Raw genomic sequence first — 23,746 nt, forward strand, 5'->3', positions numbered from 1 at the left:
CACCACACTGCCGCGCCAGCCTGGTGCAACCTGCTTTCCGATTGCCCGTCTCATGCACGGGCAAACCAGCGAATACCCGAACATGACCAATTCCCCCCGCCAGGGCACCGCGACCCTGGCCGTGCTGATCGACGCCGACAACGCGGCGCCCGCCATCGTCGAAGGCCTGCTGGCCGAAGTCGCCAAGTACGGCGTGGCCGCCGTCAAGCGCATCTATGGCGACTGGACCCGGCCCAACCTGGCCGGCTGGAAGGAGCGGCTGCTGTCGCATTCGATCCAGCCGATCCAGCAGTTCCGCTACACCGTCGGCAAGAACGCCACCGACAGCGCCATGATCATCGACGCCATGGACCTGCTGTACACCGGGCGCTTCGACGGCTTCTGCATCGTCTCCAGCGACAGCGACTTCACGAGGCTGGCATCGCGCATCCGCGAGCAGGGGCTGATCGTCTACGGCTTCGGCGAGCGCAAGACGCCCAAGCCCTTCGTCACCGCCTGCGACAAGTTCATCTACTCCGACGTGCTGCGCGCCGAGGCCGATACCGAAGGCGCCGACGAAGCGACTGCGCCCACGCGCAAGCGCAGCACCGGCGAACTGCGCCAGGACTCGCGCCTGGTGCGCCTGCTGCAGAGCGCGGCGCAGGCGGTGTCCGACGAGGACGGCTGGCTGACGCTGGGCAGCATGGGCAACCACATTGCCAAGCAGGCGCCGGAATTTGACTCGCGCAACTATGGCTACGGCAAGCTCTCCGAGCTGGTGGCGGCGACCGGGCTGTTCGAGGTGGAAACGCGCAACGGCGGCAACAACAAGACGATCTGGGTGCGGTTGAAGAAGCGCGGCAAGGGCGGCGGCGAGCAGCAACAGCGTCCGCCGCAGCAACAACCCGCGCAGCAGGCGGAAGCCCTGCGCCGCACGCCGGCCTCCGCGCCGGCTGCAATTCCCGAGCCGGCGCCGGCGCCGGAGCGGGTCGTGGTCCAGGCTGAACCGCAGCTGCCGGCCGATGACGAGCCCCCATTCGTCGCCGCCGACGCGGTGCAGCCCGAGCCCGAGCCGGTGCCGCCGCTGGAAGCGGCGCCCCAGCCCGACCCCGAACCCAAGCCCGACACCGAACCGAAGACGCGCAGCCGCAAGCGCCCGGCGCGCCGTCCAGAGGTGACGCTGAGCGAGACGCCATGGCCGATCGACCAGTCGGTGTTTGCCGCGCCGGGGGCGACGGTGTTGACGGCGACGGTGGAGGCGGAGCCTGAAGTGCCGGCGCAGCCGGAAGTGGAAGCCGAGGCAGCGCCTTCCCCGGCGCCGGCGCCGGCGCGGAAGCCGCGCAAGCGGACTGCCAAGAAAAAGGAAACCACTATCGAGTAAATAGGCCGCTCTGTTTGCTCCCCGCTCCCGCACGCGGGAGAGGGGAGCTTGTGCGAGCGGCGTCAGGCAATGCAGTCGCCATCGCGATATCACCGCCTACCGCACCAACTGGTTGATCTCGATAATCGGCATCAACACCGCCAGCACGATCAACAGCACCACCACCCCCATCGTCAGGATCAGCAGCGGTTCCAGCAAGCTGGTCAGGAACAGCGTGCGCCGTTCCAGCTCCTGCGCCTCGCCCTGCGCAGCCCGGTCCAGCATCACCGGCAAGTTGCCGGTCGCCTCGCCTGACCGGATCAAATGCACCAGCACCGGCGGAAACTGGTTCTGCGCCGCCAGCGCGCGCGCCAGCGACGCCCCTTCACGCACGCGCGTATTGGCGTCTTCCACATTGGCACGCAATGCCTCGTTGGTCAGCGTCTCGCCGGCCGCCTGCAGGCTGCGCAGGATCGGCACGCCCGCCGACACCAGGATCGCCAGCGTGCCGGCAAAGCGCGCGGTGTTATAGCCGCGGATCAGCTTGCCGAACAGGGGCGCGGTCAGAAGCCACCGGTGCCATTCCAGCCGCACCGCCGGCTGCTTCAGCAGGCTGCGGATCGCCAGGGCAACCACGGCGATGAAGGCCAGCGCTGCCCACCACCAGTTGCGCACGAAATCCGACAGCCACAGCATGATGATGGTGAGCGTCGGCAGCTTCTGCTTGGTGTTCGCAAACACGCTCACCACCTGCGGCACGACATAGGACAGCAGGAAAATCACGATCGCGAATGCGACCACCGTGACGATCGCCGGATAGGTGAACGCAAGCCGGATCTTCGACGTCAGCGTATTGCGTGACTCGATATACCCCGCCAGCCGCTCCAGCACCAGCCCGAGATGGCCAGAATGCTCGCCGGCGGAAACCAGCGCGCGATAGATGTCCGGAAAGTCGCGCGGATGCTGCGCCAGCGCCACCGACAGCGAGCTGCCGCCCATCACCTCGGCGCGGATGCCGGCCAGCAGTTCGTGCACATAGGGCCGTTCGGCCTGGTCGGCCAGTGCGCCGAGCGCTTCGTCCAGCGGCAGGCCGGCGACGATCAGGCTGGCGAGCTGGCGCGTAAACAGCGCCTGCTCCTGCGTCGACAGCTTGCGCGCGAACAGCTGGCTGCCGCTGCGCGGTGCCAGCCCGGCACCTGCCAGCGCATCGACGGTCAGCGGCGTCAGCCCCCGCGCGCGCAGTTGCGAGCGCGCCTGGCGCGGGCTGTCGGCCTCGATGACGCCGCGGTCGGTCTTGCCGGCGGCGTCGGCGGCTTCGTAGCGGAAGGCTGGCATCCGGTGTCTGCTCCGCCTTAGTCGCGCGTCACGCGCAACACTTCCTCAAGCGAGGTCGCGCCGCTGTCGATCCAGCGCTGCGCGTCGCCGCGCATGGTGTGCATGCCATGCGCCAGCGCCACCTGCTTGATTTCCGATTCCGGCGCCTGCCGGTGGATCATGGTGCGGATCTCGTCGCCGACGGTCAGCAGCTCGTAGACGCCCATGCGGCCCTGGTAGCCCGACTGGCCGCACTTGTCGCAGCCAACCGGATGCCACACATGCTGCAGCGGCTTGCCCTGCGCCCGCAGCGCTTCGGCATCGGCGGCGGCTATTTCCTCAGGCAGCTCGATCACTTCCTCGCGCTTGCAGTGCGGGCACAGGCGCCGTACCAGCCGCTGCGCCAGCACGCCCAGCAGCGACGATGACAGCAGGAACGGCTCGATCCCCATGTCGACCAGCCGCGTCACCGCCGAGGCCGAATCGTTGGTGTGCAGCGTCGCCAGCACCAGGTGGCCGGTCAGCGAGGCCTGCACCGCGATCTGCGCGGTTTCCAGGTCGCGGATCTCGCCGATCATCACCACGTCCGGGTCCTGGCGCAGGATCGCGCGCAGGGCCTTGCCGAAGGTCATGTCGATGCGCGGGTTGACCTGGGTCTGGCCGATGCCGTCGAGGTCGTACTCGACCGGGTCTTCCACCGTCATGATGTTGGTGGTGCGCGCATCCAGCCGCGACAGCGCGGCATACAGCGTGGTGGTCTTGCCCGAGCCGGTCGGGCCGGTCACCAGCACGATGCCGTGCGGCTGCCGGATCAGGTGGTCGAAGCCGCGCAGCGTATTGGGCGACATGCCGAGCCTGGCCAGGTCGAGCCGGCCCGCTTCCTTGTCGAGCAGGCGCAGCACCGCGCGCTCGCCGTGGCCGGTGGGCAGCGTCGACACGCGCACATCCACCGGGCGCCCGCCCACGCGCAGGGTGATGCGGCCGTCCTGCGGCAGGCGTTTCTCGGCGATATCGAGCTGCGCCATGATCTTGATGCGCGAAATCAGCGCGCCGTGCAGCGCCTTCTTGGGCCGCACCACATCGCGCAGCGTGCCGTCGACGCGGAAGCGCACCACCGACGACGACTCGAACGGCTCGATGTGGATATCCGATGCGCCTTCGCGCGCCGCCTGCGTCAGCAGCGCGTTGATCATGCGGATGATCGGCGCGTCGTCCTCGGACTCGAGCAGGTCTTCCACGGCGGGAATGTCCTGCATCAGGCGCGACAGGTCGACCTCGCCCTCGACTTCACCCACCACCTGCGCGGCGCTGCCGTCCTGGCGGTTATAGGCATCGGACATGGCGCGCTCGAGCGCCTCGGGCTCCAGCACGCGCAGCCGCAGCGCGCCGTGCACCCGGGCGATCTCCGCCAGCGCGGTCGGGGAGGTGGCGCGGCTGACCCATACCTCCAGCCCGTCGGGGCGCTGGTGCGCGATCAGCAGCGGCGCTTCGCGCGCAAAGCCGTACGAAACCAGGCGCGCCGCCATCGGCGAGGGCGGCTCGAGGGTATCGGGGGCAGGGGTCTGGACTTCGCTCGCCATGGCAGGCCTCAGTTCTGGACAGCGCCCGGCGTGGCGGCTTCGCCGCGCTGGCTCAGCGGCTGCTGAAAGGTTGCGGGCGGCACCGGTTGCGGCTGTGCCGGCACGCCGGGCTGCTGCGGATTCTGCGGATTCTGCGGCAGCGTCTGCGGCAACGGCAGCGGCGCCGCCACGGGGCCGTTGGCGCGCGGATCGATGAACGGCGTGGTCGGCGCATCCGCCGGCGGCAGCAGCGGCGTGTTGGTGTCACGCACCATGATGTTAGGCGATACAAAGCCCTGCTGCTGCGCGCGCATATAGTCGTAGCGGTCCGCGGTCAGGCGGTCGGCGGCGCCCGTCGTGCGCATCACATACGGGCGCAGGAACACCAGCAGGTTGGTCTTGGAGCGGTTCTTGTTCTCGTAGCGGAACAGGCCGCCGATCAGCGGGATGTCGCCCAGCAGCGGTACCTTCTGCACGCCGTCGCCGTACGAATCCTCGATCAGGCCGCCGAGCACGATGATCTGGCCATCGTCGACCAGCACGTTGGTCTCGATCGAGCGCACATTGGTGGTCGGGCCCTGCACCTGCGACAGCGTGCCGGCCACCACCGACGACGACTCCTGGAAGATCTGCATCTTGACCAGCCCGCCGTCGGTGATCTGGGGCTTCACGCGCAGCGTGATGCCGACGTCCTTGCGGTCGAAGGTCTGGAACGGCGTCACCGACGCGGCGCCGCCGGTCTGCGCATAGGAGCCGGTGGTGATCGGGATGTTCTGGCCGATCAGGATCTTGGCTTCCTCGTTCTCGAGCGTGATCAGGTTCGGCGTGGACAGGAGGTTGACGCTGCCATTGGTGCCCAGAGCGCGCAGCAGGGCGCCCAGGCCCATGGCCCGGTTGACGATGCCCAGGTTCAGGCCGCCGATGTCGGGGACCAGCTGCTGCGCGGCGACGATGCCGGCGGCGCGGTTGCTGTCGGCCAGGGCGCCGGCCAGGGTCAGGTTGAGGATGTTCTGCCCGCCGGTGCCGAAGTTGGTGCCGGCAAAGACGTTGTTGTTGCCGCTTGACGAGCTGATCAGGCCTTGCCACTGGATGCCAAGCTCGCTCGCCTGGGTGGCGGTCACTTCGACGATCATCGACTCGATGTAGACCTGCGCGCGGCGCGCGTCGAGGTCGTCGATCACCCCGCGCAGGTTGCGGTAGACCGGCTCGCTGGCGGTGATGATCAGCGAGTTGGTCGACGGGTCGGCCTGGATGATGCCGCCGGTGGTCGGCTGCGTGCTGGTGCCGAACGAGGCGGCGAAGGCCGAGCTGCCATAAGCACCGCCGCCGCCCATGCCGCTGGAGCCGTTGCGCATGCCGGTCTGCGTGCCGGTGGTGCCGCCGGTGAACTGCCCGCCGGCCGGCGTGGAGACATTGGTCATGCCGGCCGCGCCGGCGATGCCGCCCGCCGCACCGGCGCCGCCGGCGCCGGGCTGGGTCGAGGAGGCAAAGCTGCTGTCGGCCGCGACGATGGCGCGCAGCGTGGCGGCCAGCTTTACCGCATCGGCATTCTTCAGCGGCACCACCCAGATATTGCCGGGGCGGGCGTAAGGCTGGTCGAGCTTCTCGATCAGATGGCGCGCTTGCTGCAGCCGCGCGCGGCTGGAGGCGCGGATCATCAGCGCGTTGCTGCGCGGCTCGGCCACCACGGACGTGCGCAGCGAGGCATCGACGCCCGGCGCCGCGCCGCCGCCGGCCGCACCCGCGGCGGCGGGGTCGAGCAGCTTCTGCAGCACCTGCGCGGTGTCGCTGGCCAGCGCATGGCGCAGCGGTACCAGTTCGACCTCGCCCGAAGCGGGCGCGTCGATCGCGGCGATGATGCGCGCCAGCCGGCGCAGGTTGTCGGCGTAGTCGGTGATGACCAGCGTGTTGTTGGCCGGGTAGGCGGTGATGGTGTTGTTGGGCGCGATCATCGGCCGCAGCACCGGCACCAGGTTGTTGGCCGACTCGTAGTTGAGCCGGAACACCTGCGTCACCACCTGGTCGCCGCGGCTCGGCGCCGCGCCGATCACCGTGGGCGAGCCCTGCAGCTTGGCGTCGGCCTCGGGCACGACCTTGGTGAAGCCGTTGCTTTCGACCATCGCGTAGCCCTGCATGCGCAGCACCGAGCCCAGCGTCTGCAGCGCCTGCGCGCGCGACACCGGCTGCTCGGTGACCAGGTTCACCGTGCCCTTCACGCGCGGGTCGATCACGAAATTCTTGCCGGTGGCCTGCCCGACCGCCTTGATCACCGAGTCCAGGTCGGCATTGACGAAGTTGAGCACCACCTGGTCGCGGTTGGCCGGCGTGATGTCGGGCGGCGCCGGCGGCGTGGCCGCGGGGCGTGCGCCTGGTGCGCCTGGCTGGGCCCACAGCGGCGCGGGTGCCAGCAGCGAGAGTCCGCACAGCAGGGCCACGGCGCGGGCGCAGGCGGTCTGGAAAACAGGTCGGGTGGCATGGGTTGTCATAGTCATTTCCGTACGCTCCTGGCGCTGCCTGGCATCAGAAGCGCAGCCTTGTCACGTTGTTGTCTCGTCGTCCCAGCAGGCTCAGCAGGCTGGTCAGTTGCGTCTCTGCATCGGGCTCGGCATGGGCGGTGCCCTCGAAGCGCGCCTGCCGGCCAAGCGTGCCGCTACCCTCCAGGTGCAGCGGCCCGGCGATCGTGCTCAGTTGCAGCTTGCCGCCGCCGGCGCCGCTCCAGTCGATCTCGGCGCGGTAGCTGCCGAGCGGGCGCAGCCGGCTGACCGCGGACGACACCTGCTCGATGCGCAGCGTGACATGGCCGCGCATGCCATTGCCATTTCCGCTGCCGCTTCCGTTGCCATTCCGGCCGGAAAAGCGGCCTTGCAGCGTCGACCAGTCCGCGCGCATCAGGCCATCCGGCCGCAGCGTATTGAACGGCGCGCCGATACCTTCCAGCAGCGATGCCGGCAGCCGCATCGCCCCGGACTGCACGGTCCAGCCGCCCGGGGTCGCGGTGATCGCCACCGGCGCGGCCATGGCTTCGGTGTGCGTCACCACCGCGCGCGCGGTGCCGGCCAGCAGCGGCCAGAAGGCCAGCGTCCATTGCAGCCGGCCCGGCAGTACCGTGGCGGTCTGGCTGCCGGCGCCGGCCGACAGCGCCAGCGTGGCGCTGCCGCGCCACAGCGAGCCGCTGGCATCGGCCAGCAGGATCCGTCCCTGCGTCTGCGTGGCCACGCGCTCGGCGATCCACGCGGCCGGCAGCATTGCCACCACCGTTACCGCGGCGCTGGCGAGTCCCAGCGCGAGCCAGCGCAGGCGTCGCCACACACCCGGCTGGCGCAGCTTGCGGCGCGGCAGCCGCAGCGTTTCCAGCCGTACCATCAGCTGCGGCCGCCCGGACCCTGCAGGGTCGCGCTGACATTGACCAGCGCCGTGGCGCCGACATAAACGACGCGGGCGTCGATCACTTTCATGCGCTGCTGCTGGCGCACGTCCTGCAGCCAGCTGCTGAACGCGCCGAAGGGCACCTTGTCGAGCTGCACCTGGACATTGTTGTCGGCAGCGGCGGCGAGCCGGGTCGCCTTCAGGCCATGCTGGCCCAGGCTGTCCTGCAGCGCCTGCGTCAGCGCGTCGCCGCGCAGCGCCGGTGCCGGCGTGGCCTTGAGGCCGCGCGCTTCCTGCGCCAGCGTTTCCATTTCGGCCAGGTCGGCGCGCATCTGCGGCAGGCTGCGCGCCAGGCGCTGGCGGCCTTCGGCGGCCGGCTCCCACAGCAGCGTGTATCCGATCACCAGCACCAGCACCGCGGCGCCGCCGGCCAGGATGGCCTGCTCGCGCGGGTTGCGCGCGGACCAGAACGCGTTGAAGCGTTCCTGCCAGGCCTGCGGCACGCTCGGGCGCAGCCGCGCCAGGCGCGAGCGCACGGCGGTGGTGCTGGCGGATCGGGCTTGGCGGGAGCTCTGGTTTCGGGCGGAGTCTTTCATGGCGTCCATGCGTATCGTGCTGCCGCGCTCACAGGCCTGGCCTGACGGTCCAGCGCGAGCCCGGCGTCACCGGCGTCGCGCCACCTGCAGCACCGCCTCCTGCACTGCCCGGTGCGCTGCCGCCGGTCTTGTCCTCTTCCATCTGCAGGCCGGCCTGGCGCGCGGCATTGCGCAAACTGGCAATGTCCGTGCCCGGCTTGAGCGTCACCACCAGCATGCGGCCGCGGTATTCCAGCGCCTGCAGCGCATCGGGCGGCAGCCGGCGCGCGGCCTGGGCAAAGCGGTCGGCCAGCGGCAGGAAGTCTTCCGGCGTGCTGCGGCCGCTGGCGATGCGCAGCTGCTCGACCTGCCGGCGCATCTGCAGCGGCGCGTCGAGGATGGCCTGGGTCTGCGGGAAGGCGCTGCGCAAGGCCTGCTGCTGCGCGGCTTCCACGCGCTGCTGCTCGTTGCGCAGCAGCAGCCAGTGGATGTTCATGCCCAGCACCTGCACCAGCACGATGCCGGCCAGAAGCGCCAGCGGAATCCGCCATGCAGCCAGGTTCCAGCGGTCGGCGCGGCCCTGCGCGAACTCGAACTGCGCCAGGTCCAGTGCCGGCTCGCGCAGGCACGCCTGCGCGCCTTCGATCCACAGCGGCCAGCCGGCGCGGGCGGCGTTGCGCAATGCGGGAACCGGCGCCGCGGCGGCGGCATCGGCGTCGGCGTACCAGGTGCCGTCGGGCGCCAGCGCTTGCCAGGCCGCGAGCGCGTCGTCGCCCAGCAGCAGGCCGTAGCCGGCGTGTGCGCCGGTGCGCACGGTCAGTTGCCACTGGCTGGCCAGCGCAGGGGCTGGCCCGGTGGTGCCGACGGTGGCGCTGTCGAGCAGTTCGCCGCCGGCGGCCAGGGCGCTGGCGGCCGCCTCGACCACCAGCGTTGCTGGCTCCTCCCGTCCGGCTTCCTCCGCCGGGCGCAGCGTGGGCTCGGCGCCGGGCGCCTCGGTTGCGGCTGCCTCTGCCTCTGCCAACGGCAGGCACAGCTGCGCCGGCAACACATGGCGGCGGCGATGGCGGTGTTCGGCAAAGGCGTCGAGCACGGCCCGCAGCCAGGCGCGGTCGGCCACCATCAGCAGTCGCCGGCGCGGGCCGCGAACCGCGGCGCTGCCGTCGAGCGCGGGCCCCACGCCGATATGGCAGGGCTGGGCGTCGGTGGCGAGCGCGTCCTCGATCAGGTTGGGCAGCGCCTGTTTCAAGCGCGCCGGCGGCAGCGGCGGCACGGTGGCTGTGGTCAGCAGTACGTCGCTGGCGGCCAGGATCAGCACCAGCCGTTCGGCAGCGGGCAGGTCGGCGATGCGGGCGTGGCCTTCGCGCAACACTTCAGGGACCGTGCTGCCAGCCCCGCGCCGTGCGGCATCCGTGCCAGTGCGCGCAAGGGCGAACGGCAGGGCGCCGAACTGCCAGGGTTGCGGTTGATCGTGCGGCCGGTGCGGCAGGCGGACGTACAGGGTGGTGCTCAAGTTTTCCTTAACGTGGCGTCAGTGGCGTCAATGGCGTCAGTGGCGGGACATGGGGGAAAAAACCGGGGAAGGCGCATTGCCGCGTGGCGCCTCGCTCGCGCCAGCCTCGCAGCATACCTTGCCTGTGTGACTAAACCGCGTCAATACCATTCTCCCCGGTTGCCAATACCCCGCAAATTGCGTCGCCTATGCGGGCTGCGTGCGCGTTGTATCAGACATTCAGCGCAGGTCCGGCAGCCGGTCGGCGTCCTGTATCCAGACCACCCGCGTCGTATTGGTGGCACCCAGTGGCTCGCCACGGAAGACCAGCGACACCTGCAGCCGGCTGGCGCGTTCGTGGCGAACCAGCCCGTAGACCAGGAAATAGTGCGTGCGCACGTCGATCATATTGGCCAGGCTGGCGCTGTCGGCCTGGGGCGCGACCGCTGCCAGCTGGGTCTGCACGTTGCCGATGTTGTTGAAATAGGCGCGGTCGCGCTGGCGTACCAGTTCGCGGGCGCGCTCCAGTGGCAGCTTGTCGATCACGGCGGCCAGCACCTCGGCCTCGGCGGTGTTGGCGTTGACCAGGGTGCGTGCGGGCAGCACGGTGACAAACGGCTCCAGCACGGCGACCATTTCCGGCGTATAGCCGGGCAGGGACAGCAGCCCCTGCACGCTGTCGAGCGGGCGCGGCGCCGCTCGGCCGCCGCCATCGCCGCTGCCGCTTTGCGCCGCCTGCAGCATGGCGCGCGCGGTGGACTCGGCCAGTTGCGGGTTCAGGCCTACCGTCTGCAGAAGGCGGCGGTAGGCGGCCTCGGCCGCGGGATCGACCGAAGCGGCGCGCCCCTGGCCAGCGGTGGCGGTCCAGATCACCAGGTTGGCGAGGTTGAAGCGGGCCTGGGCATCGAGAATGCGGCCGGACAGGAACGAGTTTTCGCCGGCCACGTCGGTGCGCAGCGAAGCGCCGAGGAAATCGGACAGCCGGGTTTCGGCGATCGGCACCGCCCAGGGCTCGCCGAGCTGGTCGACATTGGTGCGGCGCTGGTCGTCGCGCAGGATCAGCCGCGCCCAGTCGACCGCGGCGCGCTCGATCCAGGTCGCCTGCGCCAGCAGCCGCTGGTTCTCGATGGCACGGATCTGCACCTGCTGGCGCCACAGCATGCCGGACACCACCACCACGGCCAGCGTCACCATCAGCAGCGCGGTGACCACGGCGGCACCGCGGGCGCGGCGCCGCGCGAAGGCCGGGCGGGAGCGGACGGGGACGCGCCTCATAGCCCGGTCATGCAGATCTTCTGGAACTGCCGCGGCGCGTCGCCGTCGCCCATGCGCGCGAGCACGGTCAGTTCGACCGCGCGCACGGCGGTGTCGGGCTGCGCCGTGCCGGCGTCCGAAGCCGCCACCGCGCTGGCGGCATTGCCGGCGAACAGGACGTTGCGGATGCGGCCGGTGTCGGCCTGCCAGCCGGCAGGCTCCACCCAGGCGCGCGCGCTCATTCCGGCGACGTCGGGCAGCACGCGCCGCACCTGCGCCGCATTGTTGCCGCCCTGGCGCAGCGACAGCAGCGCCGACTGCAGCCCGGCCCGGTCGGCCACCGGCGGCGCGGCCACCCGCACCAGCGTATTGCCATCGATCTGGTATGAGAGCACCTGCCACGTGGGCGGCTGCCCCTCGTCGCGGCGGTCGCGCACCAGCAACAGCCGGTCCGGGCCGACCTCGACCGGGCTGCCCTGCAGCAGCGTGGGGTTGGCAAGATGCTCGCAGTCAGCCTGGAACTGGCCGTAGAGAATCTTCAGCGCATCCAGGCGCGCATCGTGGTCGGTCAGGCGCTCGCGGCTGCGCGTCAGGCTGTCGAGCGCGCGCCAGCCGATCACCGCCATCACCGCCAGCAGCGTGATCGCGACCAGCATCTCCAGCAGCGTGAAGCCGCGGGTGCGCTGGCCCGGGCGTTGGCGCTCAGAGCACGTTGCGGGCTTCATTGGGAACGATGGTGACCAGCCACGCCAGCCGCACGGACTTGTCGGCGGCGGATGGGTAGACCGCGATCTCGACGCGGCGGAAAACCGGGTTGGGCGTGCCCGAGACCGATTGCTCGCAGTACAGCGGGGTGCCGCCTTGCGGGCACGCATAACCGCTGATGCCGGGCTCGGGCCAGGTCTTGGACAGGCGCAGCGCGGCCAGGTGGTTCTCGGCGCTCCATTCGGCCAGCATGCGGGTCTGCAGCGCGGCGCCGGCGTCGACCATCGAGCCCATGGCGCGCATCGCCGCGGTCAGCGCGACCGCCAGGATGGTCAGCGCGACCAGTACCTCGATCAGCGTGAAGCCGGCGCGGCGGCGGCGGGGAGTGCGGGTCATGGCGTGCTGGCGAAGTAACGGCCGCCACCATCGCCGGTAATGTCCACGCGGATATCGCCGCGCACCAGGACCAGCCGCTGTGGCATATCGATCAACTCGCGCCCGAAGACCAGCCTCATCGGGCCGCCGGTGCCGGTGGGCCGGCCGCCTTCGGCAACCACCACCTGGTCCAGCGCCAGCCGCCAATGGCCCGGCGCGAACACGTCGGTGCGCATGGGGATCCAGCCGTTCGGAGTCGATTCCAGGAAGCGCCAGCCGCCGGCGTCGCCTTCCCAGGCGATCGGGCGGGCGCCGAGCTGCGCCTCTTCCTGCGCCAGCTCGAACAGCCGCGCGATGCGCTGGCCGTCATCCAGCACGCGTCCACGCTCGTTGGGCGAGGCGTTGACCGCAACCAGCGAGATCACGATGCCGGCGATCACCATGACCACCAGCAGCTCGAGCAGGGTAAAGCCCCGGCGCCGCAAGGGCGCGCGGCGGTGCGGCGCCGTGGTCATGGGTCAGGGAAGATGTGGGCGCGGGATTTATTCCCAGTTGCCGATATCGGCGTCGTTGCCGTTGCCGCCGGCCTGGCCGTCGGCGCCGAAGCTGAACACGTCGATCTCGCCGCGCACGCCCGGGTTCAGGTACTGGTACGGATGGCCCCAGGGGTCCTTGGGCAGCTTTTCCAGGTAGCCGCCGCCCTTCCAGTTGTTCGGCACCGGCTCGGTGGTGGGCTTGGTCACCAGCGCTGCCAGGCCTTGCTCGGTGGCAGGGTAGCGGCTGTTGTCGAGCCGGTACAGCTTGAGCGCCTGCATGATCGACGAGATATCCTGGCGTGCCGCGACGATGCGCGCTTCGTCCGGACGGCTCATGATCTTGGGCACTACCAGCGCCGCCAGCACGCCAAGGATCACGATCACCACCATGATTTCGATCAGGGTGAAGCCGCGCGCGCGGCGGGCGCGTGCCGGCCGGGAACGGGCAGGGCTGGCGGAACGGGTAGGGAAAATGCGCATCGTCTGTGAACCTCGTTGCTGGAATGGCTGGGCTCGCGGCCGGGCTGGCGGCGGGCCGGTTTCGCCAGTCAGTATAACCGGCGCCACATGACTGTTTTATGGGGGGTGGCGTCGGCGCCGCAGCAATGTGCGATGCAAGTCACTACCTGTTCCCTTTGGCCTGATTTAACTTGCATCCTGAATGCATATTTTTTAAGATTGCCGCCACGATGCAACTGACCCGTTTTTCCGACTATGCACTGCGCCTGCTGATGTACGTCGCCCGTGGCGACGGCAGCCGGCCCATCACCATTGCGGAAGTGGGCCAGCAGTTCGACATCTCGCACAACCACCTGGTCAAGGTGGCGGCGCGGCTGTCGAAGCTGGGCTGGATCACGGCCACGCGCGGCCGCCACGGCGGCCTGCAGCTCGGGCCGGGTGCCGACAAGCTGACCATCGGTACCATCCTGCGCGAGCTGGAAGGCCACAAGGCCATCATCGACTGCGACAACCCGCCTTGCGCGCTGAACGGCAACTGCCGCCTGAAGCGCGCGCTGGACGTGGCCGAGCAGGCGTTCTACCGCGCGCTGGACGATGTCACGCTGGCCGATGTCACGGGCAGCAAGACTGCCGAGTCGATCATCCGGCTGCATCGCGATTTCCTGAACCGGCGTTCGGCCTGAGTGGACTTTGTCCGTGCAGGCGCCCACGAGCGCCGGTTTTATTGTGCGAAAAAACATGCATATTGCATGCATGAATTAAACGGAGTGTTATTTGATGCTGTCCGCCGCTTCCCGCCCCTATATCGATGCGAGCGTCCCCGTGCTGCGCGAGCATGGCCTGGCCATCACCACCCATTTCTACCGCGAGATGTTCTCTGACCGGCCTGAGCTCACGCAGATGTTCAACATGGGCAACCAGGCCAACGGTAGCCAGCAGCAATCGCTGGCGTCGGCCGTGTTCGCCTACGCCGCCAACATCGACAATGGCGCCGCGCTGGCGCCGGTGGTCGACCGCATCGTGCACAAGCATGCGTCAGTGGGTCTGACTCCGTCGCATTACCCGATCGTCGGCCGCCACCTGCTGGGCGCGATCAAGGCCGTGCTGGGCGATGCCGCCACGCCGCCGCTGCTGGCTGCCTGGGACGAAGCCTATTGGCTGCTGGCCGGCGAGCTGATCTCCGCCGAGGCACGGCTGTACCAGCGCACCGGCGTTGCCGCCGGCGAGCTCACGGCGGTGCGCGTGGTGCGCCGCGAAGCGCAGGGCGAGCAAGTGGTGTCGCTGACGCTGGCGGCCGCCGACGGCGGCCCCCTGCGCGACTTCCGCCCCGGCCAGTACATCAGCGTCGAGGCGCGTCTCGATAACGGCACGCGCCAGCTGCGCCAGTATTCGCTGTCGGGCGAGACCGGCCTGCCCACCTGGCGCATTTCGGTCAAGCGCGAGGATGGCGACCAGTCGACGCCGGCTGGCGCGGTTTCCAACTGGCTGCATGCGAACGCGCAGGAAGGCACCGAGCTGAAGGTCAGCGCGCCGTTCGGCGATTTCACCCCGGCGCTCGACGGCCATCGCCCCCTGGTGCTGCTGTCGGGCGGCATCGGCATCACGCCGATGATCTCGGTGCTGCGCACGCTTGCCGCCCAAAGCTCGCAGCGTCCGATCCTGTTCGCCCACGCCTCGCGCAGCGGCCGCCACCACGCACATCGCGCCGACCTGCAGTGGGCGCGCGAGCGGTTGCCCCAACTGGTGACGCATATCAGCTATGAAGAGCCCGAGGCCGGCGACGCCATCGGCCGCGACTACGATCACGCCGGCACCATGCCGATGGCCGAGTTGCTGGCCCGGCCGGAGCTGCAGCGCTTCATCGACGGCCGCTTCTACCTGTGCGGGCCGCTGGGCTTCATGCAGGCGCAGCGCCATGCGCTGGTCAGCGCCGGCGTGCCGGTGGCGCACATCGACCGCGAAGTCTTCGGCCCGGACCTGCTCGACCACCTGCTCTGAGCCCGTTGCCACGGCTTGGCCGGTGATGGCGACAGTGTCATGTGGCTCTGGTACGCTTGGCGCGATCCTCCAATCCGCGTCAGGGGTACCGTTCCCGTGCAACTCTCCCTCCGGCCTGTCCTTCGCTTCAACGCCGCGGCGCCGTGGCTGCCGCGCCTGGCGAGCGTAGCGCTGTTTGTCGCGCTGTGCGCGCTGGCCACATACTGGGTTCTGACCTTCAGCGCGATGCGCACCCTGCCGGTGCCGCAGAGCGCGCGTGTTGCCCAGACCGAGGCTGTCGAGACCGGCGCCGTGGCGACACTGTTCGGCGGCTCGGCCCAGGGCGGTCCGCGCGACGTGCAACTGCTCGGCGTGGTGGCCGAAATCGATGGCGGGGCCGGCGCGGCGATCGTTTCACTGGACGGCGGGCCGCCCAAGGCGGTGCGGTCCGGCGCCGAGCTGTCGCAGCAGATCCGGCTGGTGGAGATCCGCCAGCGTTCGGTAGTGATCGACCGCAGCGGCGTGCGCCAGGAGATCGCGTTGCCGGTGCAGCAGGGCGCCGCGCGCGCACCCGCCGCCGGTGCGCCGGCTCCCGCGCTGCCGACGCCGCCAGCCGGCGCCGCCGCGCCTATGGCGACGCCGATGCCGCCGCCGGCTCCGGTGGCCCCGGTGGCAAGCCAGCCGGCCCCGGCGCAACCTATCCAGCAGGCCCAACCCATCCAGCCGGCTCCAGGCCAGCCCCCGCAGCCGCAAGTCCAGACCCAATCCCAGCCGCAACCCGCGGCCCAGCATCAGCCCATGATGGCGCCGCCGCCCAGCCAGGACGGGATGCTGGTCCCCAAGAAATAAGCTGGCAAGGCCGCGAATATTCGCCTCCCGTTGCGTTCCCTTACGGGCCGCCAGCCTTTCTGTGAGGCGGGTAACATCGTATTAAAAGCGCCAACCTCCCTGCATCGTCTGCGTTCTAATCCGTACATGCCAACGTGATGACAAGGAGCAAGACATGCAACGCAATCACAAGCAGCAGATCCTGAAGCAGTTCCTGGCCGCCTCGGCCGCCCTGCTGGTTGCCGGCGGCGCCTTCGCCCAGGCCAGCGCGCCCGCCGCACCGGCCGGCAAGCCCGGCCCCGGCCACCACCATATGGGCCATGGCGGCGGCTGGATGAAGGCGGTCGATACCGACAACGACGGCACGATCTCGAAGGCCGAGGCCGACGCCTACTTCAACAAGCTGGACACCAACCGTGACGGCAAGATCGACAAGGCCGAGATGGACGCGCACCGCAAGACCGTCATGGCCGAGCGCCACGCCCGCATGCAGGCCGCCTTCGACGAGAAATTCAAGGCAGCCGACAAGAACGGCGACGGCGCCCTGACCAAGGCCGAGGCCAATGCCGGCCTGCCGCGGCTGGGCAACCGCTTCGACCAGCTCGACGCCAACCGCGACGGCAAGCTGACCCGCGACGAAATCCGCGCCGGCATGCAGAAGATGCACCGCGACCACCATCGCCGTGGCCCGCAGGGCCAGGGCGCTCCGGGCAGCCAGCCGGCTCCCGCGAACCCGTCTTCACCGGGTGCCCCATCCACCAGCGGCGGCTGATGCCGCAGCAGGACGGTCATGGCTGTCCTGTCCTGAAACCGCTGTTCAGCGCGCGTGCCTCCGGGCCGCGCGCTTTTGCTTTGGCCCGGTCCGTCACCGCGTCGGACCGTGCGTCGACCAGGAAGTATCTGACCCCGGCGGCAAACGCCCGTAGAATGCCGCTTCCCTGTGCGGCCGGCTTGGCACCATCCTTGCCTTCTCGGGTCGGCGCAGGCGCGACCGCAACACCGCGGCCGTGCCGGCAGACAGGTTTGCCCAGCCCGACCGGCTGCAGCGCGAGTGACCCAAAAGGCTGCCGATTCGTCGGAAAACCGGCCCGTAGCGGACGCAATCACACAAAAAATTGCGTACTTGTGCACGGCTTGCTAAATTTGCGCAAAAAAATTGCCAATAAACATATTGCGGAGCAACAATATCGTGAGCAAGGTGGAGTTGGACAAGATCGACCGGAAGATCCTGGAAGTGCTGCAGACCAACGGCCGGTTGACCAACCTGGAGGTGGCCGAGCGCGTCAACCTGTCGCCCAGTCCCTGCCTGCGCCGCATCCGGCGGCTGGAGGAGATCGGCGTGATCCGGCAATACGCGGCGCTGCTGGAGCCGAACAAGATCGGGCTCGGCCTGCTGGCCTATATCAATGTCCGGCTGGAGAAGCACGGGGGCGCGCCCAAGGGCAAGGCGCCGCTGGACCTGTTCCGCGCTTCTATCGCGGTATGGCCCGAGGTGGCGGCATGCCATGCCATGACCGGAGAGATGGACCTGCTGCTCAAGGTCTATGTCGAGGACATGGAGCACTTCGCGCGCTTCATGCAGGAGCAACTGCTGGCCCATCCGTCGGTGATCGACGTGCGCTCCAGCTTTGCGCTGGAAAGCATCAAGGACACCACGGCACTGCCGGTTGGCGGCGCGGCCTGAGCGGTCCGGGCGCACATGCAAAAACGGCGCATCGTTGCGATGCGCCGTGGTGGCCGTGCGGCGAAGCGCGCTCAGGCGGTGTGCCTCAGGCGGTGTGCTTTTGCGGCACCATCGAGCGCCAGAAGCGCAGGCCGAAGCGGCGCGCGTCGCGCAGGTTGCGACGGACTGCATAGTCCAGGTCGGCCATCTGCTCGTCCAGCGCCTCGGTCAGGCGGCTGACGGTGTCCGCCGGCGGCAGTTCCAGGTACGCGTCGGCCTCGCCGTAGGCGTACTGGACCTTCATGCCGGCCTTCTTGGCAATGTGCATCATCGCGGCGTTGCGCGACAGGCAGTGCATGTACAGCGTGCGCACGCTGGTATTGCGGCCATGCATGGCCGCACGCTCGAACAGCGCGCTGCCGATACCGCGGCCACGGGCGCTGCGCGACACCGACACGCCGAACTCCGCCACGCGGCCCTGGGCGTTGTCGCGCAGGTTGGCGAAGTGGCCCACGCCGACCAGCTCGAGCTTGTCGTCGTAGACGCCGAACACGGTGTCGTGGTCGAAGTCGATGCTGTCCACGTAGGCTTCGATCACGTGGTCGCCCACCGACTGGCCGAAACGGAGCAGGCGATCCTCCTCGCCCAGGGCGAGGAAATGCTTCAGCAGGCGCGAACGGTGATGGGCCGCCAACTCGCGCACCAGAACGGTGGCGCGATGGGCGGCCTGCGTCGCTGCAGCTGCCTTGCGCAGATCTTCGTCGGTCAGTGCGCCGACAGCCTTGCTCAGTTCGAGCGGGTTCACGTTAATTCCTTCCTGGTGCGATCACAGATAAAAATAGGCACTGCGTTGGTGTTCCGCCAGGCACTTTTCCCTGGCTCGGTGCGTGATTCGGGGAAACACCATCTTGATGCAGCGTGAAAAGTATTGTAGTGGAATTGTCAGTCTGGCGTAAGCTTCCTGCGCCGCAGCAGCCGGCCGCGCCGCCGCATCGCTTCGAAAAATGCAATAAAATCAATGGCCTAACAAAATGTGATGAATTGTTGCGCGGGATCAACTGTGGATATGTTGCAACGCCGCAATCGAGCCATGCTCGCGCCACGATCCACCCTCCCTTCGCCAAGCCGCCCCGTCTTCGATGACCGAGTCTCCCATTGCAGTGATCTACGCGCATCCCACGCCCAGCCGATCGCGCGTCAACCGGCCGCTTGCCGACGCCCTGGCCTCGCTGCCGCAGGTCCAGGTACGCGATCTTTACCGTTCCTATGTGGATTACGACATCGACGTCGTCGCCGAGCAGCGCGTGCTGGCGGTCGCGTACACCGTCGTGTTGCAGTTTCCGGTGCGCTGGTACAGCGTGCCCGCGCTGCTCAAGCTATGGCTGGATGAGGTGCTCGAGCACGGGTGGGCCTATGGCCCTGGCGGCACGGCGCTGCGCGGCAAGTCGATGCTGGCGGTGGTCAGTACCGGCGGCAGCGCCGATGCCTACGGTCCCGACGGCAACCATGGCCACCCGATCGGCGAATTCCTGTTGCCGCTGGAGCAGACCGCGCTCCTTTGCGGCATGACCTGGCTGCCGCCGGTGGTGCTGCATGGTGCCGACAACGCCGATGCGCAGGCCCTGGCCGATCATATCGCGCACGTCTGCGGGCGCCTGGGCGCCGACGCCATGCCCGCGGAGGTGCGCGCATGAACCAGCATGACTTCCTGATTGCGCTGCTGGTGTTCCTGGTAGCGGCGGTGGTGGCGGTGCCGCTGGCGCGGCGCAGCGGCCTGGGCGCCGTGCTGGGCTACCTGCTGGCAGGGGCGGCGATCGGCCCGTTTGCGCTGCGCCTGGTTTCCGATGTCGAATCGATCCTGCATTTCTCCGAGTTCGGCGTGGTGCTGATGATGTTCGTCATCGGCCTGGAACTGGAGCCGCGCAAGCTGTGGGCCTTGCGGCGGAGCATATTCGGCTACGGTGGCGCCCAGCTTGCCGCCTGCGCGCTGGTGATCGGAGCGGCCGCCGCGCTGGCGGGGGCGTCATGGCAGGTGGCGCTGGTCGCGGGCCTGGGCCTGGCGCTGTCGTCCACCGCGATCGCGCTGGCGACGCTGACCGAGCGCAACCTGTTCGGCACGCCGGCCGGTGCGGCCAGCTTCGGCATCCTGCTGTTCCAGGACATTGCCGCCATCCCGATGATCGCGCTATTGCCGCTGCTTGCCGTCGAAGGAGCCGAAAGTGCCGGTGCCGGCGCCGCCGGCTGGCTGGCGGGCGTGAAGGCAGTGGCGGTGATCGGTGCGGTAGTGGCCGGCGGCCGCTACCTGGTGCGGCCGGCGCTGCGCTTTATCGCGCGCACCGACATGCGCGAGATGTTCACCGCGTTTGCGTTGCTGCTGGTGGTGGGCATCGCGCTGATGATGGATGCGGTCGGGCTGTCGATGGCGCTGGGGACCTTCCTGGCCGGCGTGCTGCTGGCCGATTCGGAATACCGCCATGCGCTGGAGGCCGACCTGGAGCCGTTCAAGGGGCTGCTGCTGGGACTGTTCTTCATGGCGGTCGGCATGTCGATCGACTTTGCCGTGCTGGCGCGCTCGCCCTGGCTGGTGTTCGGGCTGGTGGTGGCCTTCGTCGTCGCCAAGACCGCGGTGCTGATGCTGCTGGCGCGTGAGTTCGCCATCGCGCGTGGCCAGCGGCTGCTGTTTGCGCTGTTGATCTCGCAGGGCGGCGAGTTTGCCTTCGTGGTGTTCGGCGTGGCCGGCGGCGCGGGTTTGCTGCCGCGCGAGACCGAGGCCTTGCTGGTGCTGGTGGTGGCGCTGTCGATGGTGGCAACGCCGTTGCTGCTGCTGGCCTATGACCAGCTGGTGGCGCCTCGGCTGGGTCGCGCCAAGGCTCGTCCGGACGAGGCCATCACGCCGCAGGACAACCCGGTGCTGATCGCCGGCTTCGGCCGCTTCGGACAGATCATCGGGCGGCTGCTGTATAGCCAGGGCATCGGCGTCACGGTGCTCGACCACGATCCGGACCAGATCGAGTTCCTGCGCCAGTACGGCTTCAAGATCTTCTATGGCGATGCCACGCGGCTGGACCTGCTCGAAGCCGCCGGCATCGCCCGCGCGCGCATCCTGGTGGTGGCGATCGACGGCATGGACGAGAGCCTGCAGCTGATCGACCGGGTGCGCGAGCGCTATCCGCAACTGCAGATCTATGCGCGGGCGCGCCATGTGTCGCATATCTATCAGCTAATGGACCGCGGCGTGCAATTGTTCGAACGCGAGATGTTCGAGGGTTCGCTGAGGATGGGGCGGAGTGTCCTGGAAGGGCTGGGCTTCGACCCCGCCGAGGCGCGCAACGTCGCGCTGCGCTTCCGCCGGCACAACATCCAGGCGATCGACCGCTTCTACCCGCACTACACCGACCAGAAGAAGCTGGTCTCGCTGGCGCGCCAGGCCCGCGACGAGCTGGAGGAAATGTTCAGGCAGGACCGCGAGCAACGCCGGCAGCGCGAAGAGGCAGGGTGGTCCTGACGATGGCGGGGCGGGCCGCGGCGGGCCCGCCTGCGTCAGCGGATCGTGGCGGCGCGGCCCGGCAGCCCGCCTTCGAGCAGGTCGAGCACTGTCTCGGCAAAGTCCGCGTACGACAGCCGGCCGCCCGGCTTGAGCCAGGTAAAGGTCCAGTTGATCATGCCGAACACGGTCATGGTCAGGGCGGTCTGGTTATCGCGCGTGACACGCTCCGGGTAGGCCCGGCGCAGCAGGCGCGAGAAGGCCGCCACCACGTCGCGCTCGCGGCCCAGGATCACGTCGCGCTGGCTTTCGGCGAGGAACTTGACGTCGTTGATCAGCGCGATATGGCGTGTCTGCGAGGTTTCGTATTCGGCCAGGAAGGCGCGGATCAGGTTGGCGAACGCCTCCTTGTCGGTGCGCGCATGGCGCTCGGCGTCGGCCTCCACCTCGGTGACCAGCAGCATCAGCCGCCGCGTGTAGCGGTCCAGCAGGTCGAACAGGATCGCTTCCTTGCTCTCGTAATAGTGGTAGAGGCGCGCCTTGGACGTGCCGCAGGCGGCGGCCAGGTCGGCCATCGAGGTGCTGGGGTAGCTGCTGTTGGCGAAGGCGGCGGCGGCCAGGTCCAGGATCTGTTCGCGCTGGGCCTCGAAATCGGGTGCCTTGGTACGGGCCATGTGTATCGGGGTTACTCGCCACCGCCGCCGGCGCGGCGGCGCAACTCGCAGGTCTCGAGCGAGTCGGAATTGCCGCGCAGCACCATCTGGCCGGAGGCAATCAGCTCGCGGCAGCGCCAGAACACGAACCAGTCGCTGGCCAGCAGGCCTTCGATCGCCCCCATCACGCTGCCCACCACCTGAGCCGCGGGGGTCCATTCCGCCGGCGCGCGATCCATGATGATGTCGTCGATGGTGTGGTAGGCGGCGGGAACCAGCGTGTTGCCTTTCCACAGGCGGACGTCGGCATTTTCCTTGACGTTCTGCTGCCACTCGTAGCCCAGCCGTCCCAGCCGCAGCACCGAAACCGGCGCGATCGTGGAAAAGCGCCGCGCCAGCCGTGCCGCCGAATACATGCCGATGGCGGCCAGGTTGCCTTGGGCGGGCATCTCCAGCTCGCGCAGGTCCATCGCGACTTCATTGATCCGTTGCGGCGCCTGGTACAGGTGGAACACGACCCGGCGCAGCATCAGCTGGTCGGCCGCGCTCTGGCCGTGCCAGATGGCTATTTCCAGTTCGTCCTGGCGCAGCCTCTGGAGCTGGTCCAGCGCCTGGCGCATCTCGGCGGCGAAATCGATGTCGGTGTGCGGGGCGACCCGCTGCCAGAAGCCGGAACGGATCAGCCCGGTGCTGTCGATGTCGGCCAGCGGCCCCACGGCCAGGTCGTCGCGCAGCACCACGACAGGGTCCGGCCGCGCGGCCTGCGCCAGCGCCTGGCGCAGGGTCGTGCCTGCTACATCACCGTTGACGACGTGGATATATTGCATGGCCGTGATTGTATATGGGTGGGACGGTTCGCTGGCACCGGGCGGCACCGGCGCCACAGTCGGCGGGTGCTGCCGTGCAAGGCCATGCGCAAGCCGCTGTTTTACCCCCCCCGCAAGCATCGCGCCAGGCCGCTGCCGGCCTGCCGTCATTGTAATCACGGCCGGGCCTGGCCAATGGCGGCGAGCGTCGGCACGCGCACGGGGCGCCGGCCGCCTGCCGCCGCGTACCTGGATCAGCGTTCGTCGTAGCTGACCACCACCCGCGGCGTCAGCGCGCGCGCCTGGCAGGTGAGCACGAAGCCCTTTTCCATCTCCCACGGCTCGAGCGTGTAGTTCTTCTCCATCTCGACCTTGCCTTCCAGCACCTTGGCACGGCAGGTGCAACAGACGCCGCCCTTGCAGGCGTATGGCAGGTCGAGCCCGGCGGCCAGCGCGGTATCGAGCACGTTGGCGTCTTCCAGCGGCAGGCGCATGCTGTGCTGCTTGCCGTCGAGCACGACCACCAGCTCTGCGGTGCCCGCGTGGTCGGCATGCGTGTGCGAAGGCTTGGGCCTGGCCTGCGCGAGCGGCACGCCGAAGCGCTCGGCGTGGATGCGGTGCGGATCCACGCCAGCGTCGCGCAGTGCCGCCTCGGCTTCGTCGATCATCGAAGCAGGCCCGCAAACGAACGCCGCATCGATGTCATCCACCGGGATCAGGGTCTGGAGGAAGGCGGTGACGCGGTCGTGGTCAAGCCGTCCGTGCAGCAGGTCGACCTCCTGCGGCTGGCGCGACAGCACGTGGTACAGCGTGAAGCGCGAAAGGTACTGGTTCTTCAGGTCTTCCAGCGCCTCGGAAAAGATTATGCTGTCGACATTGCGGTTGCCGTAGACCAGCGTGAACCGGCTGCGCGGCTCGGCTTGCAGCGTGGTGCGGATCAGCGACAGCACCGGCGTGATGCCGCTGCCCGCGGCAAAGGCAACATAGTGGCGCGCCGTGGCCGGATCCAGCGGTACATGGAAGCGGCCGTCCGGCGTCATCACGTCGATCACCTGGCCGGGTGCGATGGAGTCATGGAGGTGGGACGAAAACAGCCCGTCCTCTACCAGCTTCACCGCCACGCGCAGTTCGCCCTGTGCGTCGTAGTCCTGCACCGCCGAGCAGATCGAATATGAGCGCCGCAAGTCCTTGCCGTCGACCGGCGCCTTCAGCGTCAGGAACTGGCCCTGGGTGAAGCGGTAGGCGGCGCGCAGCGTTTCCGGCACCTCGAACGCGATCGAGATGGTGTCGGCAGTCTCGGGGCGTACCTGCGCCACGCGCAGCGGGTGGAACTGTGGGGTCATGGCAGCCTGGCTTTGGCCCGG

The 23,746-nt window shown here is 69.0% G+C and carries 23 protein-coding genes; 8 read left to right on the top strand and 15 right to left on the bottom strand.

Annotated features, from left to right (window positions below):
• The first annotated feature begins 82 nt into the window (after positions 1 to 82).
• Positions 83 to 1,360 (top strand): NYN domain-containing protein, encoded by a 1,278-nt coding sequence (locus tag J8I34_RS11580; protein ID WP_209806088.1) that lies wholly within the window; start codon positions 83 to 85, stop codon positions 1,358 to 1,360.
• 96 nt (positions 1,361 to 1,456) lie between these two features.
• Here the strand turns inward: J8I34_RS11580 and gspF are convergent, their stop codons facing one another.
• The 11 genes from gspF to gspG all read right to left on the bottom strand — a co-directional run bounded on the left by gspF (position 1,457) and on the right by gspG (position 12,992).
• Positions 1,457 to 2,674: a type II secretion system inner membrane protein GspF gene (gene gspF, locus J8I34_RS11585; RefSeq protein ID WP_133097747.1), complete on the bottom strand. Its 1,218-nt coding sequence runs from the start codon at positions 2,672 to 2,674 to the stop codon at positions 1,457 to 1,459.
• 17 nt (positions 2,675 to 2,691) lie between these two features.
• Entirely contained in the window at positions 2,692 to 4,233 is a 1,542-nt protein-coding gene (gene gspE, locus J8I34_RS11590) for a type II secretion system ATPase GspE (protein WP_029046655.1), read from the bottom strand.
• 8 nt (positions 4,234 to 4,241) lie between these two features.
• A complete protein-coding gene (gene gspD / locus J8I34_RS11595; protein WP_209806106.1) occupies positions 4,242 to 6,698 on the bottom strand; it encodes a type II secretion system secretin GspD in 2,457 nt (818 codons plus the stop codon).
• A gap of 34 nt (positions 6,699 to 6,732) precedes the next feature.
• On the bottom strand, positions 6,733 to 7,575 hold the full coding sequence (gene gspN, locus J8I34_RS11600; protein ID WP_209775837.1) for a type II secretion system protein N: 843 nt from the start codon (positions 7,573 to 7,575) through the stop codon (positions 6,733 to 6,735).
• Positions 7,575 to 8,183 carry a type II secretion system protein M gene (locus J8I34_RS11605; protein ID WP_029046658.1) on the bottom strand — a complete coding sequence of 203 codons (609 nt, stop codon included), beginning with the start codon at positions 8,181 to 8,183 and terminating at the stop codon, positions 7,575 to 7,577. The genes gspN and J8I34_RS11605 overlap by 1 nt, the downstream gene beginning before the upstream one ends.
• Before the next feature lie 19 nt (positions 8,184 to 8,202).
• On the bottom strand, positions 8,203 to 9,663 hold the full coding sequence (gene gspL, locus J8I34_RS11610) for a type II secretion system protein GspL (RefSeq protein WP_209806089.1): 1,461 nt from the start codon (positions 9,661 to 9,663) through the stop codon (positions 8,203 to 8,205).
• A gap of 219 nt (positions 9,664 to 9,882) precedes the next feature.
• Complete coding sequence (gene gspK / locus J8I34_RS11615) at positions 9,883 to 10,917, bottom strand: type II secretion system minor pseudopilin GspK (protein ID WP_209806090.1); 1,035 nt, start codon at positions 10,915 to 10,917, stop codon at positions 9,883 to 9,885.
• On the bottom strand, positions 10,914 to 11,621 hold the full coding sequence (locus J8I34_RS11620; RefSeq protein WP_209806091.1) for a PulJ/GspJ family protein: 708 nt from the start codon (positions 11,619 to 11,621) through the stop codon (positions 10,914 to 10,916). The genes gspK and J8I34_RS11620 overlap by 4 nt, the downstream gene beginning before the upstream one ends.
• The gene (gene gspI, locus J8I34_RS11625; RefSeq protein ID WP_209806092.1) at positions 11,599 to 11,997 is read right to left on the bottom strand and encodes a type II secretion system minor pseudopilin GspI; all 399 of its coding nucleotides are present in this window, start codon (positions 11,995 to 11,997) and stop codon (positions 11,599 to 11,601) included. Before gspI ends, J8I34_RS11620 begins: the two co-directional genes overlap by 23 nt.
• On the bottom strand, positions 11,994 to 12,491 hold the full coding sequence (locus J8I34_RS11630) for a GspH/FimT family pseudopilin (RefSeq protein ID WP_209806093.1): 498 nt from the start codon (positions 12,489 to 12,491) through the stop codon (positions 11,994 to 11,996). Before J8I34_RS11630 ends, gspI begins: the two co-directional genes overlap by 4 nt.
• Before the next feature lie 27 nt (positions 12,492 to 12,518).
• Positions 12,519 to 12,992: a type II secretion system major pseudopilin GspG gene (gene gspG, locus J8I34_RS11635; RefSeq protein WP_029046664.1), complete on the bottom strand. Its 474-nt coding sequence runs from the start codon at positions 12,990 to 12,992 to the stop codon at positions 12,519 to 12,521.
• 209 nt (positions 12,993 to 13,201) lie between these two features.
• Between gspG and J8I34_RS11640 the strand changes: the two genes are divergently transcribed.
• The 5 genes from J8I34_RS11640 to J8I34_RS11660 all read left to right on the top strand — a co-directional run bounded on the left by J8I34_RS11640 (position 13,202) and on the right by J8I34_RS11660 (position 17,460).
• The gene (locus J8I34_RS11640; RefSeq protein ID WP_029046665.1) at positions 13,202 to 13,654 is read left to right on the top strand and encodes an RrF2 family transcriptional regulator; all 453 of its coding nucleotides are present in this window, start codon (positions 13,202 to 13,204) and stop codon (positions 13,652 to 13,654) included.
• Positions 13,655 to 13,748: 94 nt separating this feature from the next.
• Positions 13,749 to 14,969 (top strand): globin domain-containing protein, encoded by a 1,221-nt coding sequence (locus tag J8I34_RS11645; RefSeq protein WP_029046666.1) that lies wholly within the window; start codon positions 13,749 to 13,751, stop codon positions 14,967 to 14,969.
• Between the two features lie 96 nt (positions 14,970 to 15,065).
• Complete coding sequence (locus J8I34_RS11650; RefSeq protein WP_029046667.1) at positions 15,066 to 15,797, top strand: type II secretion system protein N; 732 nt, start codon at positions 15,066 to 15,068, stop codon at positions 15,795 to 15,797.
• Between the two features lie 154 nt (positions 15,798 to 15,951).
• On the top strand, positions 15,952 to 16,548 hold the full coding sequence (locus tag J8I34_RS11655) for an EF-hand domain-containing protein (RefSeq protein ID WP_029046668.1): 597 nt from the start codon (positions 15,952 to 15,954) through the stop codon (positions 16,546 to 16,548).
• 417 nt (positions 16,549 to 16,965) lie between these two features.
• Positions 16,966 to 17,460, top strand: a complete 495-nt coding sequence (locus tag J8I34_RS11660; protein WP_010813460.1) for an Lrp/AsnC family transcriptional regulator — start codon at positions 16,966 to 16,968, stop codon at positions 17,458 to 17,460.
• Positions 17,461 to 17,545: 85 nt separating this feature from the next.
• On the opposite strand, the gene J8I34_RS11665 is transcribed toward J8I34_RS11660, so the two are convergent.
• A complete protein-coding gene (locus J8I34_RS11665) occupies positions 17,546 to 18,244 on the bottom strand; it encodes a GNAT family N-acetyltransferase (protein WP_029046669.1) in 699 nt (232 codons plus the stop codon).
• 334 nt (positions 18,245 to 18,578) lie between these two features.
• On the opposite strand from J8I34_RS11665, the gene kefF reads away from it, so the two are divergent.
• A complete protein-coding gene (kefF, locus tag J8I34_RS11670; RefSeq protein ID WP_209806094.1) occupies positions 18,579 to 19,133 on the top strand; it encodes a glutathione-regulated potassium-efflux system oxidoreductase KefF in 555 nt (184 codons plus the stop codon).
• Positions 19,130 to 20,944 (top strand): glutathione-regulated potassium-efflux system protein KefC, encoded by a 1,815-nt coding sequence (gene kefC, locus J8I34_RS11675; RefSeq protein WP_209806095.1) that lies wholly within the window; start codon positions 19,130 to 19,132, stop codon positions 20,942 to 20,944. The genes kefF and kefC overlap by 4 nt, the downstream gene beginning before the upstream one ends.
• Positions 20,945 to 20,979: 35 nt before the next feature.
• Here the strand turns inward: kefC and J8I34_RS11680 are convergent, their stop codons facing one another.
• From J8I34_RS11680 to paaE, 3 genes are all read right to left on the bottom strand, one after another.
• Positions 20,980 to 21,597, bottom strand: a complete 618-nt coding sequence (locus tag J8I34_RS11680; RefSeq protein ID WP_029046672.1) for a TetR/AcrR family transcriptional regulator — start codon at positions 21,595 to 21,597, stop codon at positions 20,980 to 20,982.
• Between the two features lie 11 nt (positions 21,598 to 21,608).
• Complete coding sequence (locus J8I34_RS11685) at positions 21,609 to 22,403, bottom strand: DUF1835 domain-containing protein (RefSeq protein WP_029046673.1); 795 nt, start codon at positions 22,401 to 22,403, stop codon at positions 21,609 to 21,611.
• A 233-nt stretch (positions 22,404 to 22,636) separates the two neighbouring features.
• Positions 22,637 to 23,725 carry a 1,2-phenylacetyl-CoA epoxidase subunit PaaE gene (gene paaE, locus J8I34_RS11690; protein WP_209806096.1) on the bottom strand — a complete coding sequence of 363 codons (1,089 nt, stop codon included), beginning with the start codon at positions 23,723 to 23,725 and terminating at the stop codon, positions 22,637 to 22,639.
• Positions 23,726 to 23,746: the final 21 nt, after the last annotated feature.

Source organism: Cupriavidus phytohabitans (genome assembly GCF_017815025.1).
Taxonomy (GTDB): domain Bacteria; phylum Pseudomonadota; class Gammaproteobacteria; order Burkholderiales; family Burkholderiaceae; genus Cupriavidus.